This window comes from Variovorax paradoxus, from assembly GCF_024734665.1.
Taxonomy (GTDB): domain Bacteria; phylum Pseudomonadota; class Gammaproteobacteria; order Burkholderiales; family Burkholderiaceae_C; genus Variovorax.
Window position 1 is genome coordinate 6,234,954 of sequence record NZ_CP102931.1, and the last position, 17,270, is coordinate 6,252,223.

At 67.1% G+C, this 17,270-nt stretch carries 16 protein-coding genes; 11 read left to right on the plus strand and 5 right to left on the minus strand.

The features are described from left to right. Positions 1-187 precede the first annotated feature (187 nt). Positions 188-2,362 carry a malate synthase G gene (locus tag NWF24_RS29220; RefSeq protein ID WP_258351577.1) on the plus strand — a complete coding sequence of 725 codons (2,175 nt, stop codon included), beginning with the start codon at positions 188-190 and terminating at the stop codon, positions 2,360-2,362. 130 nt (positions 2,363-2,492) lie between these two features. Next, the gene (locus NWF24_RS29225) at positions 2,493-3,746 is read left to right on the plus strand and encodes an MFS transporter (RefSeq protein ID WP_258351578.1); all 1,254 of its coding nucleotides are present in this window, start codon (positions 2,493-2,495) and stop codon (positions 3,744-3,746) included. Here the strand turns inward: NWF24_RS29225 and NWF24_RS29230 are convergent. The 3 genes from NWF24_RS29230 to NWF24_RS29240 all read right to left on the minus strand — a co-directional run bounded on the left by NWF24_RS29230 (position 3,743) and on the right by NWF24_RS29240 (position 5,242). After that, the gene (locus NWF24_RS29230) at positions 3,743-4,180 is read right to left on the minus strand and encodes an EamA family transporter (protein ID WP_446001728.1); all 438 of its coding nucleotides are present in this window, start codon (positions 4,178-4,180) and stop codon (positions 3,743-3,745) included. The genes NWF24_RS29225 and NWF24_RS29230 overlap by 4 nt on opposite strands. A 62-nt stretch (positions 4,181-4,242) precedes the next feature. Further along, positions 4,243-5,022 carry a hypothetical protein gene (locus tag NWF24_RS29235; protein ID WP_258351579.1) on the minus strand — a complete coding sequence of 260 codons (780 nt, stop codon included), beginning with the start codon at positions 5,020-5,022 and terminating at the stop codon, positions 4,243-4,245. Further along, positions 5,015-5,242, minus strand: a complete 228-nt coding sequence (locus tag NWF24_RS29240; protein ID WP_093076983.1) for a hypothetical protein — start codon at positions 5,240-5,242, stop codon at positions 5,015-5,017. Before NWF24_RS29240 ends, NWF24_RS29235 begins: the two co-directional genes overlap by 8 nt. A 390-nt stretch (positions 5,243-5,632) precedes the next feature. Here NWF24_RS29240 and NWF24_RS29245 point away from each other — a divergent pair, with 390 nt between their 5' ends. Next, positions 5,633-6,205, plus strand: a complete 573-nt coding sequence (locus NWF24_RS29245) for a fasciclin domain-containing protein (protein ID WP_375338426.1) — start codon at positions 5,633-5,635, stop codon at positions 6,203-6,205. Between the two features lie 7 nt (positions 6,206-6,212). Here NWF24_RS29245 and NWF24_RS29250 read toward each other — a convergent pair whose 3' ends face one another. Then, a complete protein-coding gene (locus tag NWF24_RS29250) occupies positions 6,213-7,148 on the minus strand; it encodes a LysR substrate-binding domain-containing protein (protein ID WP_258351580.1) in 936 nt (311 codons plus the stop codon). Positions 7,149-7,230: 82 nt separating this feature from the next. On the opposite strand from NWF24_RS29250, the gene NWF24_RS29255 reads away from it, so the two are divergent. From NWF24_RS29255 to NWF24_RS29270, 4 genes are read left to right on the plus strand one after another with little or no spacing between them, the layout of a single operon-like run. Further along, a complete protein-coding gene (locus NWF24_RS29255) occupies positions 7,231-7,554 on the plus strand; it encodes a DUF2917 domain-containing protein (protein WP_258351581.1) in 324 nt (107 codons plus the stop codon). Positions 7,555-7,587: 33 nt separating this feature from the next. Further along, positions 7,588-8,403 carry an enoyl-CoA hydratase-related protein gene (locus tag NWF24_RS29260; RefSeq protein WP_258351582.1) on the plus strand — a complete coding sequence of 272 codons (816 nt, stop codon included), beginning with the start codon at positions 7,588-7,590 and terminating at the stop codon, positions 8,401-8,403. Between the two features lie 55 nt (positions 8,404-8,458). Beyond that, on the plus strand, positions 8,459-9,715 hold the full coding sequence (locus tag NWF24_RS29265) for a 6-phosphofructokinase (protein WP_258351583.1): 1,257 nt from the start codon (positions 8,459-8,461) through the stop codon (positions 9,713-9,715). Further along, positions 9,712-9,948: a cysteine-rich CWC family protein gene (locus tag NWF24_RS29270; protein ID WP_258351584.1), complete on the plus strand. Its 237-nt coding sequence runs from the start codon at positions 9,712-9,714 to the stop codon at positions 9,946-9,948. The genes NWF24_RS29265 and NWF24_RS29270 overlap by 4 nt, the downstream gene beginning before the upstream one ends. Here the strand turns inward: NWF24_RS29270 and NWF24_RS29275 are convergent. Beyond that, positions 9,939-11,264 (minus strand): zinc-binding metallopeptidase family protein, encoded by a 1,326-nt coding sequence (locus NWF24_RS29275; protein WP_258351585.1) that lies wholly within the window; start codon positions 11,262-11,264, stop codon positions 9,939-9,941. The genes NWF24_RS29270 and NWF24_RS29275 overlap by 10 nt on opposite strands. Before the next feature lie 128 nt (positions 11,265-11,392). Between NWF24_RS29275 and NWF24_RS29280 the strand changes: the two genes are divergently transcribed. The 4 genes from NWF24_RS29280 to NWF24_RS29295 all read left to right on the plus strand — a co-directional run bounded on the left by NWF24_RS29280 (position 11,393) and on the right by NWF24_RS29295 (position 17,264). Next, positions 11,393-12,886, plus strand: coding sequence for a DHA2 family efflux MFS transporter permease subunit (locus tag NWF24_RS29280; protein WP_258351586.1), 1,494 nt, complete (start codon positions 11,393-11,395; stop codon positions 12,884-12,886). A gap of 69 nt (positions 12,887-12,955) precedes the next feature. Further along, positions 12,956-14,098 carry an ABC transporter substrate-binding protein gene (locus NWF24_RS29285; RefSeq protein ID WP_258351587.1) on the plus strand — a complete coding sequence of 381 codons (1,143 nt, stop codon included), beginning with the start codon at positions 12,956-12,958 and terminating at the stop codon, positions 14,096-14,098. Positions 14,099-14,168: 70 nt separating this feature from the next. Further along, complete coding sequence (locus NWF24_RS29290; protein ID WP_093054034.1) at positions 14,169-14,936, plus strand: class II glutamine amidotransferase; 768 nt, start codon at positions 14,169-14,171, stop codon at positions 14,934-14,936. A 117-nt stretch (positions 14,937-15,053) separates the two neighbouring features. Further along, complete coding sequence (locus NWF24_RS29295) at positions 15,054-17,264, plus strand: TonB-dependent receptor (RefSeq protein WP_258351588.1); 2,211 nt, start codon at positions 15,054-15,056, stop codon at positions 17,262-17,264. Positions 17,265-17,270: the final 6 nt, after the last annotated feature.

The following is a 17,270-nucleotide window of genomic DNA, read 5'->3' on the forward strand; positions in this document are numbered from 1 at the left end:
TTAAGAAGTTAAATATATCCCTCGCCTGCGGTGTTTTTATCAGTGCCTACCCTTTGCGCCCCAGGCCGCCCGCCAGCGATTACCTTCATTTTTGTCACGGATAAATCCCGCTTCCGGCTCTTACTCGCCAGCAAAGTATCGAATAAAGTTCGCCCCAGGATTGCATTTTTCTCAAGGAGAAACCCCCATGACCGCCCGCACCACCGCCCACGGACTCCAGGTCGCGACCGAGCTCCACCGCTTCATCGAAGACAAGGTCCTGCCCGCCAGCGGCGTGGCCAGCGACGTCTTCTGGAAGGGCTTCGACGCCATCGTCAGCGACCTCGCGCCGAAAAACATCGCCCTGCTCGCCGAGCGCGACCGCCTGCAGAGCGAACTCGACGCATGGCACAAGAAGAACCCCGGCCCGATCGCCGACATGCCGGCGTATCGCGCCTTCCTCGAAAAGATCGGCTACCTGCTGCCCCAGCCCAAGGGCACGAAGGCCACCACGGCCAACGTCGACTCCGAACTCGCGCTGCAGGCCGGCCCGCAGCTGGTGGTGCCGATCCTGAACGCGCGCTATGCGCTCAACGCCGCCAACGCGCGCTGGGGCTCGCTGTACGACGCGCTCTATGGCACCGACGCCATCTCCGAAGCCGGCGGCGCTGAAAAGGGCAAGGGCTACAACCCCGTGCGCGGCGCCAAGGTCATCGAGTTCGCGCGCAACGTGCTCGACCAGGCCGCGCCGCTGGCCAACGGCTCGCACAAGCAGGCCACCGGCTACAGCGTGAACGACGGCAAACTCGTCGTCGCGCTGCAAAGCAGCAGCACCGGCCTGGCCGATGCCTCGCAGTTCATCGGCTACCAGGGCGATGCCGCCGCGCCGTCGTCGGTGCTGCTCAAGCACAACGGCATTCACCTCGACATTCGCATCGACCGCAGCACGCCCATCGGCAAGAGCGACGCCGCCGGCGTGAGCGACCTGGTGCTCGAAGCCGCGCTCTCGACCATCCTCGACCTCGAAGACTCGGTGGCCGTGGTCGATGCGGCCGACAAGGTGGTCGCGTATTCGAACTGGCTCGGCATTGTCGAAGGCACGCTGACGGAAGAAGTCGCCAAGGGCGGCAAGACCTTCACGCGCGGCCTGAACCCCGACCGCGAATACACCGGCGCCGACGGCAAGCCCGTCAAGCTGCACGGCCGCTCACTGATGTTCCTGCGCAATGTGGGCCACCTGATGACCAACCCGGCCATCCTGTACGCAGGCGGCAAGGAAATCCCCGAAGGCATCCTCGATGCCGTGGTGACCACCACCATCGCCACCATCGACCTGAAGCGCAAAGGCAACTCGCGCACCGGCAGCATCTACATCGTCAAGCCGAAGATGCACGGCCCGGCCGAAGTGGCCTTCGCGAGCGAGCTGTTCGGCCGCGTCGAGCAGCTGCTCGGCCTGCCCGCCAACACCGTGAAGCTCGGCATCATGGACGAAGAGCGCCGCACCAGCGTGAACCTGAAGGCCTGCATCGCCGAGGCCGCCGCGCGCGTCGCCTTCATCAACACCGGCTTCCTCGACCGCACCGGCGACGAGATGCACACCGCCATGCAGGGCGGCCCGATGATCCGCAAGGGCGACATGAAGTCCAGCGCGTGGATCGGCGCCTACGAAAAGAACAACGTGCTGGTCGGCCTCTCGTGCGGCCTGCGCGGCAAGGCGCAGATCGGCAAGGGCATGTGGGCCATGCCCGACCTGATGGCCGCCATGCTCGAACAGAAGATCGGCCACCCCAAGGCCGGCGCCAACACCGCCTGGGTGCCCTCGCCCACCGCCGCCACGCTGCATGCGCTGCACTACCACCAGGTCAGCGTGACCGCCGTGCAGCAGGAACTGGAAAAGATCGACGCCGATGCCGAGCGCGACAACATCCTCAACGCGCTGCTGCAGGTGCCGATCGCGGCCGATGCCAAGTGGACCGCCGAAGAGCGCCAGCAGGAAATCGACAACAACGTGCAGGGCATCCTCGGCTACGTGGTGCGCTGGATCGACCAGGGCGTGGGCTGCTCGAAGGTGCCCGACATCCACAACGTCGGCCTGATGGAAGACCGCGCCACGCTGCGCATCTCCAGCCAGCACATCGCCAACTGGCTGCTGCACGGCGTGGTGACCAAGGCGCAGGTCGACGAGACCTTCCAGCGCATGGCCAAGGTGGTCGACGAGCAGAACGCGGGCGATGCGCTGTACCAGCCGATGGCCGGCAACTTCACGACCTCGTCGGCCTACAAGGCGGCGCAGGACCTGGTGTTCAAGGGCATCGAGCAGCCGAGCGGGTATACCGAGCCTCTGCTGCATGCGTGGCGGTTGAAGGTGAAGGGCGAGGCCTGATCCACCCAGGCCCGGCACGCTGCCGGGCTTGAAGCATGAAAAGAACGGCGCCCGAGGGCGCCGTTCTGCATGAGGGGCGGCGTGCCATTAGCATTCGTCGCTCTCCCTCCCTCCCGATCCTTCCCTTTCGATGAACACGAACGCGGTATCGCCGCCTCCGCCTCGCTGGTCGACTTCGGCGGCTGCCATGCTCGTGGCACTGGCCTCGGCTTTCGCCCTGAGCCAGGCCTTCCGCACCGTCGGTGCCATGATGGCCACGCCACTCAGTGGCTACTTCGGCCTGACGCCCCAGCAACTCGGCATGTGGGCGGGCACCTTCCACTTCGCCTTCGGGATCATGCAGCTCGCGATGGGCGTGTCGATCGACATCTTCGGCGTGCGCCGCACGGTGCTGACGGCCTTTCCCCTGGCCATCGCGGGCGCAGCGCTGTGCGCGGTGGCGCCGAACTTCCACGCGCTGCTGCTGGGGCAGGCGCTGATCGGCGTCGGCTGCGCGCCTGCGTTCCTGGCCTGCACGGTGTTCATCGCGCGGCATTTCGATGCATCGCGCTTCACCGCAATGTCGGGGCTGGTGATGAGCATGGCCGGCCTGGGCATCCTGTTCACCGGCACGCCGTTGGCCTTGCTGATCGAGGCTTCGTCGTGGCGCGCCGGCTACGCAGTGCTGGCCGCGTTCGCTGTGCTCTCGTGGCTGGTCATCTTCTGGCGCGTGCGTGAGCCCGCTGCACTCGCGAACCCGCAGACCGTGCCAGCCGAGCGCCAGTCGCCGCGCAAGGCCGTGCGCGAACTGGTGCCTCTGTTCGCGATGCCCCACACGTTGGGGCTGGTGTGCTTCGCATGCGTGTCGTATGCGGCCTTCATTACGCTGCGCGGCCTGTGGCTCGGCCCGGTGCTGCACGACCGCCACGGCCTCTCGCTGGTGGCCAGCGGCAACGTCGCACTGGTGATGACCGTCGCCGGCATGATCAGCCCGATGCTGTTCGGCCGGATGGACCCGGGCGGCGCGCGGCGCACGCGCTGGATGATGGGATGCGCGTTCGCCGGTGCGCTGATGTTCGGCGCGATGGCGCTCACGCATTCGCGCATCGTGGACATTGGCCTGCCGATCGTCTACGGGCTGCTGTCCGGCTACAGCGTGCTGCAGTACGCGTACACCAAGAATGCCTACCCGGCGGCCATGACGGGGCGTGCGATGGCGCTGATGAACATGGCCATGTTCCTCGGCGTCTCGCTGATGCAGTGGACGACCGGCGTGGCGGCATCGTGGGCCGTGGCGCATGAGGTCGAGCCGTACCGCGCGGTGTTCCTCACGGTGGCGGGCATGCTGGCCGCGGGCACGATTGCGTTCCTCGTGCTGCCGCGGGCGCCGGCGCGAGCTGGCTAGCGCTTGATCGCCAGCATCAGCACACCGCCCGCGATCATCGCGACGCCGGCCCATTCGCGGCCGGAAGGGCGCTCGCCGAGGAACATCACGGCGAAGAGCACCACCAGCACGACGCTGAGCTTGTCCACCGGCGCGACGCGCGAGGCGTCACCCACCTTGAGCGCGCGGAAGTAGCAGACCCACGACGCGCCGGTCGCGAGCCCCGAGAGCACGAGGAACAGCCAGGTGCGCGGCGACAGTTCCAGCGGGTTCGTCCACTTGCCGGTGGCGCGCACGAAGGCCGCGAGCACGACAAGGATCACCACGGTGCGCACCAGCGTGGCCATGTCGGAGTCGACGCCGGCAAGGCCGAGCTTGGCGAGGATGGCTGTCAGCGCGGCGAAGATGGCCGACAGGGCGGCCCAGACGAACCAGTTGGAGGCGGTGATGCTCATGGTGCTTCTTTCATCGGCGGTGATGCTGCACCTCCATCATGCGCGATCGAACACGCACCGCATCAGGCACCCTCGCCAAGCCGCGCCCGCACAGCCTTGCGGCTGAGTTGACGCTTGGTCGCCGCATAGACATCCGGTCGCCCGTACATGGCCTGATTGCTGGACACGCCGAAGTCCGGCCGCCCCCATGCGCAGGACGTTGTGACGAAACACCGTCGCAGCACGTCGTAGCGCTTCTCCCAGACACCCGGGGCCTTCATCGGCGGCGTGGGCGCCAGCGTGATTTCGAACCAGTCGCCGTTCACGCAGTGCCATTGCCTGAGATCGTCGATCACGATGAAGGACGCATGCGGCTTCTTGCCACGCCGCTCGTCGCTCTCGCCCCGAGCCCATTGCCGGGCCTGGGTGAGACGCCGGTTGGGCAGCAGGATGCCGGTGACCGGATGCACGAACAACTCGACATGCGAAGCCTGATGCAGTGGCGCGCGGCTGCCGTCGTTCCACCAGCGTGCCCGCACCCACACCTCGCCATCGCGCAGCACTGCCTCGCGTTCGACGAAGTCGTCGATGTGCTCGAAGATGTGTGCCTGCACTGTGCTGCGGCGATCAATGCCGCTGCAGAGTTCGGCATACACCTTGTCCCACGGCCGGTGCACCTGCTTGTGCAACCAGCGCTTGAGCGGCGCGAGGTTTTCGCTGAGCCACTTCGGGTGGGCATGGCCACGCTTCATGCCCAGGTGCGAACCCCGGTCTTTGCTGTTGCGCCACTTGCGCCCATCGCCCTGCACGCGCCAGCCGCCTCGTGGCCGCTCGACGATGACCTTGTCCATGTCTTCACGCATCGTCGCCCCTCCCGCCCAGGCTGCGCGCAGCCTTCTGCAGCGCCACCTTCTGCGCACGCCGCTCCGCGCGGTGCGTACGCAGGTGTCGTCCCGCGCCCTGGCTCGATTCGCCGCGCGCCATCGCGGCCACCACTGGATTGCGAGGTGCCGCAGTCGGCACCGAAAAGTAAAACCGGCCCAGACGCTTGTCGTCGTCGCGGGCCTTTCGTTGAGCACTCATGTGCACACACTCCGAAAAACAAAAAAGCCCCGGCGAATGGCTGCGCGGGGCCTTTGTCGATGGGCCTCGGCGGATGCGTGGATGCACGTCCGGCCGGGGCGGTCGGTGTGCGGGTCAGGTGTTCAGGAAACGGTTCATTGAATTGGTTTGTCGCCCGGGAGGTTGGTCGTCGCCAGGCGCGGTGAAAAGAAACTGTTGCTGAAAAACGAAGGGCGGATTCTGTCGAGCGCGCTCGTGATGCGCAAGCGCCGCACGCGCGGTTGTGGCGCAAAGCCGACGCGTGAATCCAGTTGCGCGGCCGCGCCGTATTCGACTCAAGCGCATCGCGCCTCCGAGCTGCCGGCGGTTTCCGCAGAGAACTTCAAGAACCATTCTTTCCAGGAGCCTTCAATGAAAAAACTCATGATTGCAGTCGGCGTTTCGGTCCTGCTCGGCGCTTGCGCGGGCGGCATGGGCGGCAGCAGCGGCGGCATGTCGTCGACGAACCCGATGGTCGGCGGCGCCGCGATGTACCCGACGAAGGACATCGTCGACAACGCCGTGAATTCGAAGGACCACACGACGCTGGTCGCCGCAGTGAAGGCCGCGGACCTTGTCGGCACGCTGAAGAGCCCCGGCCCGTTCACCGTGTTCGCACCGACCAACGCAGCCTTTGCCGCACTGCCGGCCGGCACGGTCGACACGCTGCTCAAGCCCGAGAACAAGCCCACGCTGACCAAGGTGCTGACCTACCACGTGGTGCCCGGCAGGATGGACGGCCCGGCGCTCATGAGCGCCATCAACGCAGGCGGCGGCAAGGCCGTGCTGAAGACCGCGAGCGGCGGCACGCTGACCGCGACGATGAGCGGCAGCAACGTGATGGTGACCGACGCCAAGGGCGGCACGGCGATGGTGACCATCGCCAATGTCTACCAGTCGAACGGCGTGATCCACGTCGTCAACAAGGTGCTGCTGCCGGGTTGATCGTCAGTCAGCTTCGCTGCGCGGCCTCGGCTTCGTCGCGCAGCCACTGCGCGAAGTCCTGCGCGTCGCGGTTGCCCGCGGCGCGCCTCGACATCTCGATGAAATAGCCGCGGTGCGATGCGGCGCCCTCGCCGAGCGGCGCCACGAGCCGGCCATCACGCACCAGTTCGCTCAGCAACGGCAGCCGGCCGATCACCACGCCCTGCCCCGCCACAGCGGCGGCCACGGCGTCGGCGTACTGCGTGAAGCGCAGCGTGCTCTTCATGCGCAGGTCTTCCAGCCCCATCACCTTGAGCCAGGGTTCCCAATCAGCGGTAGGGGCTTCGCTGTGGTCGGGGTATTCCACGGTCAGCAGTGTGAGCTTCGAGAAATCCGACAGCTGGCGCAGCGACGCGGCAAGCTGCGGCGAACACAGCGGGATCACGGACTCCTCGAACAGCGCCGCTCCGATGCCGCGGCCAATGGGCACGAAACGCACCGCAAGGTCGATGCGGCTGCTTTCCAGATCGAGCACGTCGAGCGTGGCCGACACGCGCACGTCGACCTGAGGATGGCTGCCGGTGAAGCGCGCCAGCTTGGGAATGAGCCAGATCGACGCAAAACCCGGCGTGGTGGTGATCGCCACCTGGCGCGGTGCAGAGCTGGCACGCACCCGCGCCGTGGCGTCGCGCAGCCGCTCCAGGCTGTCGGTAACGGCGCGCTGCAGCACGCCGCCGGCCTCGGTGAGCGCCAGCGCGCGGTGGCGGCGCTCGAACAGCAGAACGCCCAGGTTGGCTTCGAGCTGCTGGATCTGCCGGCTCACGGCCGATTGCGTCAGATGCAGTTCGCCAGCCGCCAGCGTGAAGCTCAGCCGGCGCGCGGCCGCCTCGAAACTGCGCAGAAGTTCGAGCGGCGGCAGCTCGCCGCTCATGGCGCCGGGGGCTTTCACATTCTCTGGAGGCATGCAACGAGTTCCGAATGACCGTGTGCAAAGGGGGAATCGGCTCACTATATTCATTCGTATCACGAATGCAATGGAGCTTGCCATGAGCACCTCTTCTTCCAAACCATCCCGCTTCCACGTCAGCCTGTCGAAACGCTCTGTCTTCACCGTGCCCGATGGCTCGGGCGTGGGCATCGAATGCCGCAGCGGTTCGGTCTGGGTCACGCTCGACCGCGATACGCGCGACATCGTGCTGGAGCCCGGCGACCGCTTCGAGAGCACCGACCACCGGCGCGTGCTGGTGTCGGCGCTGGAGTCGTCGTGCATCACGGTGTCGGATGCGCAGCCGGCCGCGATGCCGCTACCCGCGCGTTCGCGCACATGGTCGCCTTGGCGACTTCTGCCCCACGGGTTGTCCCCGGCTTGACCGGTCTTCGCGTGCGCCGAACCATCGATGCCCATGAGCACCGACGCACCGACACAACCCTTCATCCTCCAGGAACTGGCCGACGGCATCGCGACGCTCACGCTGAACCTGCCCGCCAAGCTCAACCCGATCGCGCACGGCTTGCAGGTCGAACTGCGTGATGCGCTTGAACGCATACGCGACGACCGCTCGGTGCGCGCCGTGATCCTCACGGGCGCCGGCAAGGCCTTCTGCGTGGGCGCCGACCTGAGCGCGATGGCGCCGGGCGAAAAAGACAAGTCGCTCGGCACGCAAACAGCCGAGTGGATGCAGGAGCTCAGCAACCCGCTGATCGAAACGCTGCGCAGCTTGCCGGTGCCGGTGGTCGCCGCGGTCAACGGCCCTGCGGCCGGTGCCGGCGTGGGCTTGGCGCTGGCGGCCGACGTGACCATCGCCGCACGCAGCGCGTATTTCTACCTGCCCTTCCTACCCAAGCTCGGCATCGTGCCCGACCTCGGCTGCACCTGGGCCATTCCGCGCCGCGCCGGCCGGGCGCGCGCCATGGGCATGGCCCTGCTCGATGAGCGTGTGGGCGCGGGGCGCGCGGTGCAGTGGGGCTTGATCTGGGCCTGCGTGGACGACGAGCAGTTGCTTGAAGAGGCGAAGGGCATCGCGCAGCGCCTTGCCCGCCTGCCGGCGCATGCCGTGCTCGAAGCGCGCGAAGCCTTCGAGGCCTCCGAGCACCACACGCTGAAGGAACAGCTGCACTACGAGAGCGAGCGCCAGCGCGAGCTGATCGACCGCCCGAGCTTCCGCGAGGGCGTGAGCGCCTTCCTGCAGAAGCGGCCGCCGGTTTTCGAGAGCCGCTGACATCCTGACACGCCGGCACTGGCGTCTGCCGTAGGGCTGCGGGAGAATCCCGCGCATGCCCATCCTCAATGCCTTCTACGCCCAGTCGGGCGGCGTCACCTCGGTCATCAACGCGTCGGCCTGCGGCGTGATCGAGACGGTGCGCCGGCACCCCGACCGCATCGGCAAGCTCTACGCCGGGCGCAACGGCATCATCGGCGCGCTGACCGAGGAGCTGATCGATACCGGCGCCGAATCGGCCGAAGCAATCGCGGCGCTGCGCAGCACGCCCTCGGGCGCCTTCGGCTCGTGCCGCTACAAGCTCAAGTCGCTGGAGAAGAACCGGCGCGAGTACGAGCGGCTGATCGAGGTGTTCAAGGCGCACGGCATCGGCTACTTCTTCTACAACGGCGGCGGCGATTCGGCCGACACCTGCTTCAAGGTGAGCCAGCTGTCGCAGTCGATGGGCTATGCGCTGCAGGCCATCCACGTGCCCAAGACCATCGACAACGACCTGCCGCTGACCGATTGCTGCCCGGGCTTCGGCTCGGTCGCGAAGTACGTGGCGGTGTCGACCATCGAGGCTTCGTTCGACGTGCGTTCGATGGCGGCAACGTCGACCAAAGTGTTCGTGCTCGAAGTGATGGGCCGGCACGCAGGCTGGATCGCCGCGGCAGGCGGCCTTGCGGCGGACCAGGGCATTCCGGTAGTGGTGCTGTTCCCTGAGATCGAATTCGACAAAGCGCGCTTCATCGCGCGTGTCGATGAGCTGGTGAAGCAGCACGGCTACTGCTCGGTGGTGGTGTCCGAAGGCTGCCATCACCCCGACGGCACCTTCCTCGCGGAGCAGGGCACGCGCGACGCCTTCGGCCATGCGCAGCTCGGCGGAGCCGCGCCGGTGGTGGCGCAGATGGTCAAGGAAGCGCTCGGCCACAAGTTCCACTGGGCCGTGGCCGACTACCTGCAGCGCGCGGCGCGCCACATCGCCTCGGCGACCGACGTGAAGCAGGCCTACGAGCTGGGCCAGCGCGCGGTGGAGCTGGCGCTGGAAGGCCGCAACGCGGTGATGCCGACCATCGAGCGCATGTCCGACGTGCCGTATGCCTATCGCATCGGCAGCGCGCCGCTCGAATCCGTCGCCAATGTCGAGAAGCCGATGCCGCGCGATTTCATTTCGGACGACGGCTACGGCATTACCGAGAAGTGCCGCCGCTACCTGCTACCGCTGATCGAGGGCGAGGACTATCCGGCCTACAGCGGCGGGCTGCCGGTGTACGTGACGCTGCAGAACGTGGCCGTGCCGAAGAAGCTGCCGGCCTTCGAGATCGCATGACGACTCTGGCGGCAGTCCCGGGTCTGATCGACGCCACGCGCTGTCCGCTGTGCGGCGAGCCGAACCGCTGCGCGATGGAAATCGAACGAGAGACGGGGCAAACGCAGCCGCCCTGCTGGTGCATGCAGGTCGACTTCAGCCAAGCGCCGCTCACGAACCTGCCGGAAGACATGCGCGGGCTGGCGTGCATCTGCATGCGCTGCGCGACGGGCGCACTGCCGCCTCAAGGCTGACCGGGGTTCTGCGACTGAGATTGCGATTGCGCCTGTGATTGCACCTGCTCGGGTGCAGGGTCGGCCACATCGCCGGCCACCACCATCGTCGGCGCATCGCCCGGCCGCTGCTGCGTGATCACGCGGTGAATGAACTGCAGCTTGCCCACCGCCACGCGCGGCAGCACGAAGGGGTAGTAGTCGGGCTGGCCCATGCTGCGCGACAACTCGTTGAGCACGTTGGTGAGCAGCACCCAGCCGTTGATGAAGTCCAGGAACTTGCCGGCATCGGGATCTTCCGGCTGCCACAGGTCGTCGAGAGTGAACAGGTCGCTCGTGAGCTCGACGTTGGTCGCGTCGACGCCGAAGCTCATGGCTGTGTCTGCGGTGTCGGCCATGTGCAGGTAGTGAGCCCAGGTCTCGGCCCAGTCTTCCCACGGATGGGTGCTCGCGTAGCTGCTCACGAAGCGGTCGGCCCAGTCGGGCGGCGGGCCCTGCTCGTAGTGCGTCTGCAGCGCGGCGGCGTAGTCGGCGCGCTCGTCGCCGAAGAGCGCGCGGAAGTCGTCGATCCACGGCGTGGGCAGCACCAGCAGGTCCCAGTAGTAGTGGCCGATCTCATGGCGGAAGTGGCCGAGCAGCGTGCGATAGGGCTCGCGCATCTCGGCGCGGATGCGCTCGCGCACGGCGTCTTCGGCTTCTTCTGCGTTGAGGGTGATCACGCCGTGCTCGTGACCGGTCATCACGTGCGGACCGCCCGGCATGTTGCTGAGGAAATCGAAGGCCAGCCCATGCACCGGGTCGGCATGGCGGCTCACCACCGGCAGGCCGAGCGCAAGCAACTGCGAGATGAGCCGGCGCTTGGCGGTTTCGAGCTTGCGCCAGAAGCCGCCGTTGCTCTCCACCGAGAGATCGGGGATGGTGCGCGTGACGCTGCAGGCCAGGCAGTAGCCCGGCGCAAGGCCCTGGGTATCGGGAGGCAGTTGTTCGCCGTCGCGCGCGGCGGGCACCATCCAGCTGCAGGCGGCCGGCGTCATGAGGTTCGCGCAGCGGCGGTAGGTGTTGCCGTGCGGATCGCCGAATACGGTGAAGGTGTCGGGCTGCGCGCCCTCGCCCACGGCCGGTGCGAGCGGCATGACTCCGAGCCGGTCGATCACGTAACCCAGCGGCGTGTGGCAGGCCAGGCATTCGCTGTTGCGCAGGAAAACGGGGCGGCCGCACTGGCATCGATAGGCGCGGCTGACGGTCGGTGAGGCCAGTTCGGCCGCGAGCGTGGGCGCGCCTTCGGGCTCGATGGAGGCCTGCGGGGCATTGGCTTGTTCGTCGGGTGAAGAGTCCATGTTCTTGTCTTGATTTTCTTGACGCGGAGGGGACAGCGGATGCATTGTGCGGCTGCCTCGCGCAGCCCCGGCCGTGCAAAGACCGATATGCTTGTAGGACGACGGACCCCGAGACATTCCGCCGCCCCATGACCTCCCCACAGACTCCCGAAGCCGCGATCGCGCCGGCCCCGCCTTCCATCGGCTCGCTGCGCGAGCGCTATGGCGAACGCTACCGCTGGTACCTGCTGCTGTCGGTGATGGTGGGCACGATGGCGTCGATCATGTCCTCGACCATCGTCAACGTCGCGATCCCGGGCATGAGCCATCACTTCTCGCTCGGCCAGGAGCGCGCGCAGTGGGTGAGCTCGGGCTTCATGGTGGCGATGACGGTGTCGATGCTCACCACGCCGTGGCTGCTGTCGCGCTACGGCTACCGGCGCACGTACGTGGGCACGATGCTGCTGCTGCTCGCGGGCGGCATTGTGGGTGGCGTGGCCAACGATTTCTCGCTGGTGCTGTTCGCGCGCGTGGCCGAAGGGCTTGCGGCGGGGGTTGTGCAGCCCATTCCGGCCATCATCATCCTGCGCGCCTTCGAGCCGCACGAGCAGGGGCGCGCGAGCGGCATCTTCGGCATGGGCGTGGTGCTGGCGCCGGCCATCGGGCCGAGCATCGGCGGGGTGCTGGTCGACCTGTTCGGCTGGCGCTCGATCTTCTTCATGGTGGTGCCGTTCTGCCTGGCCTCGCTCTGGCTGGCCTACAAGTTCGTGCCCAAGACCGCACCCGGCGGCGTGGCCGCGGTGCGCGGCAGCGGGCTCGACGCGCGCGGGCTGGCGCTGGGCACGGTCGGCACGCTGTGCCTGCTGAACGGGCTGGTCGCGCTGCGCGGCGATTCACCGCTGCAGGCGGGCCTGCTGCTGGCCGGTGCGCTGGTGGCGTTCGGCGTGTTCGTGTGGTGGCAGCGACGGCTCGCGGCCTCGGGCGGCACGCCGCTGATGAACCTGGCGCTCTTCCAGTACCGGCAGTTCGCGATGGGCAGCGTGGTCGCCTTCATCTACGGCACGGCGCTGTTCGGCTCGACCTACCTGCTGCCGGTGTACATGCAGGTGGGGCTGCATCTCTCTGCATCGCACGTGGGCACCATCCTGCTGCCGGCGGGCATCGTGCTGGCACTGACCATCGCCGGCGTGGGCCGGCTGGCCGACAAGCATCCGACCTGGGTGCTGGTGACCATCGGCCTCGTGCTGCTGGCGGCCTCGTTCGCGCTGATGATGGTGCTGCGGCTCGACAGCGCGCTGTGGCTGCTGGTGGCCTTCGCGATCATCGGGCGCATCGGGCTGGGCTTCATCCTGCCCTCGCTCAACCTGGGCTCGATGCGGCCGCTGGCCAAGCCGCTGATCCCGCAGGGCGCGAGCGCCATCAACTTCGTGCGCATGCTGGGCGGCGCGGCCGGCGTGAGCCTATGCGCCATCGTGCTCGAGTGGCGGCTGGCGGCGCACGGCGATTCACTGGCCAATCCGATGAGCAGCCCGGCGCGGCTGGCGGCGTTCGACGAAGTGTTCGCGATGCTGGCCGGGCTCTGCGCGCTGGCGGTTTGTGCGGCCTGGCAGTTGCGCCAAGGGCCGGCGCGCAACACGGGGTAAACCCGGGCGGTGGAGCATGACGGTTTCGCATCCAATTGTTATCAGTTGTATCAATAGCGAAATGGTCCCATGCATCGCAGAAATTTCATTGCCGCCTCGGCAGCGGCGGCGGCCGGACTCGGCCATTTCTCCGTCCCGGCCCAAGCCGCCGAGAACGGCGTCACCGACGGTGAAATCGTCCTCGGCCACACCGGCATCCTGAGCGGTCCGCTGGGCGTGCCGGTCAAGGTCGTGATGGCCGGGGCCGGACTGGCCTTCGATGCAGTCAATGCGCAGGGTGGGCTGTCGGGCCGCAAGATCAGGCTGGTGTCGCTCGACGACGAGCTGAAGCCCGAGAAGGCAGTTGCCAACTACGAGAAGCTGCTGGCTGAGCATCGCGTCTTCGCCTTCTTCGGCTGTGTCGGCTCGGCCACCACCGCCGCAGGGGCCAAGGTGCTGAACCAGAGCGGCGCGCCAACGGTGGGCGGCTATGCGGTGTCGGACTCGGCCCGCGAGAAGGTCGGCGGCGCCGGCTATTTCGTGCGCGCCACCTTCGCGCGCGAAGCCCAGGCGCTGGTGCAGCACCTGACGACCATCGGCGTCTCGCGCATCGCCGTGGCCTACCTCGACAACCCGGGCGGCGCGGAAGTCGCCAAGCTGGTCGAAGCCGCGCTGGCCACGCTGAAACTGACACCGGAGGCCGCGGTGGCGGTCAAGGGCGACGGCACGACCAACGAGGCGGCGGGCAAGGCACTGGCCGACAGCAAGGCGCAGGCCGTGATCATGTACCTGGGCGGCGGCATCGGCGGCGAAGTGATGAAGGCCGCCTGGGCCGCGGGCGGGCGCCAGATGTACTACGGCATGTCGATCGTGCCGGGCGACGTCACGGCCAAGCTGGTGGGCGACAAGACCAGCGGGCTGGCCATCTCGCAGATCGTGCCCTACCCCTGGAGCGAGGTCGACGCCACCGCGCGCGAGTTCCGCCAGCTGACCGAACGCGCCAAGGTGGACATGGGCTACCTGGCCTACGAAGGCTATGTGAATGCGCTCGTGATGCTCGAGGGCCTGCGCCGCACCGGCCGCGAACTGACGCGCGCAAAGCTGCATGCCACGCTGAAGGCGATGAAGCTGCGCATCGGCGGCATGGAGATCGATTTCACCGGCACCAGCAACACGGGTTCGCGCTTCATCGAGATGGTGCGCGTCACGAAGGAAGGCAAATTCATCCGCTAGCGGCGGTTTGACGCTCGGGTAAGCGGAGCGGCGGGCAAAGCGGGCGGGGAATCGCGGTCTAATCGCAGCCATGTGCCAATTGCTAGGGATGAACTGCAACACGCCGACCGACGTGACCTTCAGCTTCACGGGGTTCGCGCAACGCGGCGGCCGCACCGACCACCACGCCGACGGCTGGGGCATCGCGTTCTTCGAGGACCGCGGGCTGCGCCACTTCGTCGACCACCAGCCGGCGAGCGAATCGCCGGTGGCTGAGCTGATCCGGCGCTACCCCATACAGAGCCGCAACGTTGTTGCGCACATCCGCAAGGCAACGCAGGGCGAGGTCAATCTGCAGAACTGCCACCCCTTCGTGCGCGAGCTGTGGGGGCGCTACTGGGTGTTCGCGCACAACGGCGATCTGAAGGAATTCCGTCCGCGCCTGCACGGCAACTTTCATCCGGTGGGCAACACCGACAGCGAACACGCCTTCTGCTGGATCATGCAGGAGCTGGCCAAGTCGCATGCGGGCGTGCCGAGCATCGAAGAGCTGACGCTCACGCTGCGCGAACTGGCGCCGCAGCTCGCGAGCCACGGCACCTTCAACTTCATGCTGTCCAACGGGCAGGCGCTGTGGGCGCATGCCTCGACCAACCTCTGGTACGTGGAGCGCCGCCACCCCTTCGTGACCGCGCAGCTGTCGGACGAAGATGTGGAAATCGACTTCGCGCAGCACACCACGCCCAACGACCGCGTGGCTGTGGTCGTCACCGCGCCGCTGACCACCAACGAGACCTGGACGCCCTTCGCGCCGGGCGAGCTGCATGTGTTCGTGGACGGGCAGCGATCCGGGTTCTGATTCAGGAGTGAGGCCTTTCGACTGACACTTTTTTGCAACATTGCAAGAAAGTATCAACAGGTGGATGCAATCGAGTGAACAATAACCGTTCTCATTTGCATCTTATCTGGATCGTCCATGCCCGCTCCCCGTTTCTTCCTCCGGCCGACCGTGGTCGCGTCGCTGCTCGCGCTCAACACCGTGGCCGCCATTGCCCAAACCACCACTGCCGAGCCGGCTGCGGCATCGGCCAGCGGCACGCTCTCCACGGTGACCGTGGAAGCCAGCGCCGATGCATCGGCCGAAGGCCTGACCAAGCCCTATGCGGGCGGCCAGGTGGCGCGCGGCGGGCGGGTCGGCATCCTGGGCAACCAGGACATGATGAGCACGCCGTTCTCCAGCACCAACTACACCAACGAATTGATCCAGGATCAGCAGGCCAAGAGCGTGGCCGACGTGCTGCTGAACGATCCGTCGGTGCGCCAGGCGCGCGGCTTCGGCAACTTCCAGGAGCTGTACGTGGTGCGCGGCTTCCCCGTCTACTCGGACGACGTCTCGTACAACGGCCTCTACGGCATGCTGCCGCGCCAGTACATCGCTTCTGAATTCTTCGAGCGCGTGGAAGTATTCCGCGGCGCCAACACCTTCCTGAACGGCGCCGCGCCCGGCGGCAGCGGCATCGGCGGCGCGATCAACCTGCTGCCCAAGCGCGCGCCCAACGAGCCGCTCACCCGTGTCGGCTTCGGCGTGCAGACCGGCGGCCAGGGCTTCGTCAACCTCGACCTGGCGCGCCGCTTCGGTCCCGACGACAGCCTGGGCATTCGCGTGAATGCCGTGCGCCGCGAGGGAGGCACCGGCGTGAAGAACGAAAGCCAGCAGCTCAGCGCCTTCGGCGTGGGCCTCGACTGGCACAACCGCAATGTGCGCCTGTCGGCCGACTTCGGTTACCAAGACTACGACCTGAAGGACGGCCGCCCGAGCCTGACGCCCTCTTCGACGCTGCCGATTCCCCGCGCACCCGACGCCCGCACCAACTTCGCCCAGCCCTGGACCTACTCGAAGGAAAAGGACAAGTTCGCCACCTTCCGCGGCGAAGTCGACATCACCGACAACATCACGGCCTGGGCCGCCGGCGGCGTGCGCCGCAGCGACGAAGACAACGTGCTGTCGAACCCCACGCTCACCGACTCGTTCGGCAACACCAGCAACACGCGCTTCAGCAACACCCGCAAGGACCGCATCGGCACCGCTGAACTCGGCGTGCGCGGCAACTTCGCGACCGGCCCGGTGAAGCACACTGTGGTGGCCTCGGTCGCCAAGTACAGCAACGACCGCGACAACGCGTACACGATCTCGCGCGGCACCATCCGCAACAACATCTACGCACCGTACGCAACGGCATACCCGGTCGCCAACGCCTTCACCGGCAACACGCTGGAAGACCCGCGCCTGACCGACAAGATCGACACCTCGAGCGTGGCCATCGCCGACACCATGTCCTTCATGGACGACCGCCTGCTCGTCACGCTCGGCGCGCGCCGCCAGACTATCGAGCAAACCAGCTTCGCCTACACCACGCTCAAGCAGACGAGCACCTACGACAAGAGCAAGACCACGCCGGTGGCCGGCGTCGTGTTCAAGATCACGCCGACCGTGTCGGCCTACGCCAACTACATCGAAGGCCTCGTCAAGGGCAACGTCGCGGGCACCACCGTGAACAACCGCCCCGTCACCAACGCTGGCGAAATCTTCGCGCCCTACCAGGCCAAGCAGAAGGAAGTCGGCGTCAAGTACGACGGCGGCACGCTCGGCGCCAGCGCCGCGTTCTTCACCACCGACCAGCCCACCTACTACTACTCGGGCCAGACCTACGGCCTGTACGGCAAGCAACGCAACCAGGGCCTCGAGTTCTCGGTGTTCGGCCAGCCCACCAAGGGCCTGCGCCTGCTCGGTGGCCTGACGCTGCTCGACGCGAAGCAGAAGAACACGCAAGGCGGCGCGACCGATGGCCTCACCGCCATCGGCGTGGCCAAGCAGCAGGCCAATCTCGGCGCCGAATGGGACGTGCCCGGCGTGCGCAACCTGTCGCTGAACGCACGCGTGCTGTACACCTCGAAGCAGTACGCCAACGCCACCAACACGCAGTCGATACCGTCGTGGACGCGCTTCGACATCGGCGCGCGCTACCTGGTCGACCTCGGCAACGGTCGTGCGCTCACGCTGCGTGCGCGCATCGACAACTTGTTCAACAAGTCGTACTGGGCCTCGGTGGGTGGCACGCAGGGCAGCAACTACCTGGTGCTGGGTGCACCGCGCACCTTCGCGGTGAGCGGCACCATCGACTTCTGACCTGCT

Excerpts from the sequence above, each read along its gene's own strand:
- NWF24_RS29280 (WP_258351586.1), top strand. The coding sequence starts at position 11,393 with ATGACCTCCCCACAGACTCCCGAAGCCGCGATCGCGCCGGCCCCGCCT.
- NWF24_RS29235 (WP_258351579.1), bottom strand. The coding sequence starts at position 5,022 with ATGCGTGAAGACATGGACAAGGTCATCGTCGAGCGGCCACGAGGCGGC.
- NWF24_RS29260 (WP_258351582.1), top strand. The coding sequence starts at position 7,588 with ATGAGCACCGACGCACCGACACAACCCTTCATCCTCCAGGAACTGGCC.
- NWF24_RS29230 (WP_446001728.1), bottom strand. The coding sequence starts at position 4,180 with ATGAGCATCACCGCCTCCAACTGGTTCGTCTGGGCCGCCCTGTCGGCC.
- NWF24_RS29285 (WP_258351587.1), top strand. The coding sequence starts at position 12,956 with ATGCATCGCAGAAATTTCATTGCCGCCTCGGCAGCGGCGGCGGCCGGA.
- NWF24_RS29265 (WP_258351583.1), top strand. The coding sequence starts at position 8,459 with ATGCCCATCCTCAATGCCTTCTACGCCCAGTCGGGCGGCGTCACCTCG.
- NWF24_RS29250 (WP_258351580.1), bottom strand. The coding sequence starts at position 7,148 with ATGCCTCCAGAGAATGTGAAAGCCCCCGGCGCCATGAGCGGCGAGCTG.
- NWF24_RS29245 (WP_375338426.1), top strand. The coding sequence starts at position 5,633 with ATGAAAAAACTCATGATTGCAGTCGGCGTTTCGGTCCTGCTCGGCGCT.
- NWF24_RS29220 (WP_258351577.1), top strand. The coding sequence starts at position 188 with ATGACCGCCCGCACCACCGCCCACGGACTCCAGGTCGCGACCGAGCTC.
- NWF24_RS29290 (WP_093054034.1), top strand. The coding sequence starts at position 14,169 with ATGTGCCAATTGCTAGGGATGAACTGCAACACGCCGACCGACGTGACC.
- NWF24_RS29255 (WP_258351581.1), top strand. The coding sequence starts at position 7,231 with ATGAGCACCTCTTCTTCCAAACCATCCCGCTTCCACGTCAGCCTGTCG.
- NWF24_RS29225 (WP_258351578.1), top strand. The coding sequence starts at position 2,493 with ATGAACACGAACGCGGTATCGCCGCCTCCGCCTCGCTGGTCGACTTCG.
- NWF24_RS29295 (WP_258351588.1), top strand. The coding sequence starts at position 15,054 with ATGCCCGCTCCCCGTTTCTTCCTCCGGCCGACCGTGGTCGCGTCGCTG.
- NWF24_RS29240 (WP_093076983.1), bottom strand. The coding sequence starts at position 5,242 with ATGAGTGCTCAACGAAAGGCCCGCGACGACGACAAGCGTCTGGGCCGG.
- NWF24_RS29270 (WP_258351584.1), top strand. The coding sequence starts at position 9,712 with ATGACGACTCTGGCGGCAGTCCCGGGTCTGATCGACGCCACGCGCTGT.
- NWF24_RS29275 (WP_258351585.1), bottom strand. The coding sequence starts at position 11,264 with ATGGACTCTTCACCCGACGAACAAGCCAATGCCCCGCAGGCCTCCATC.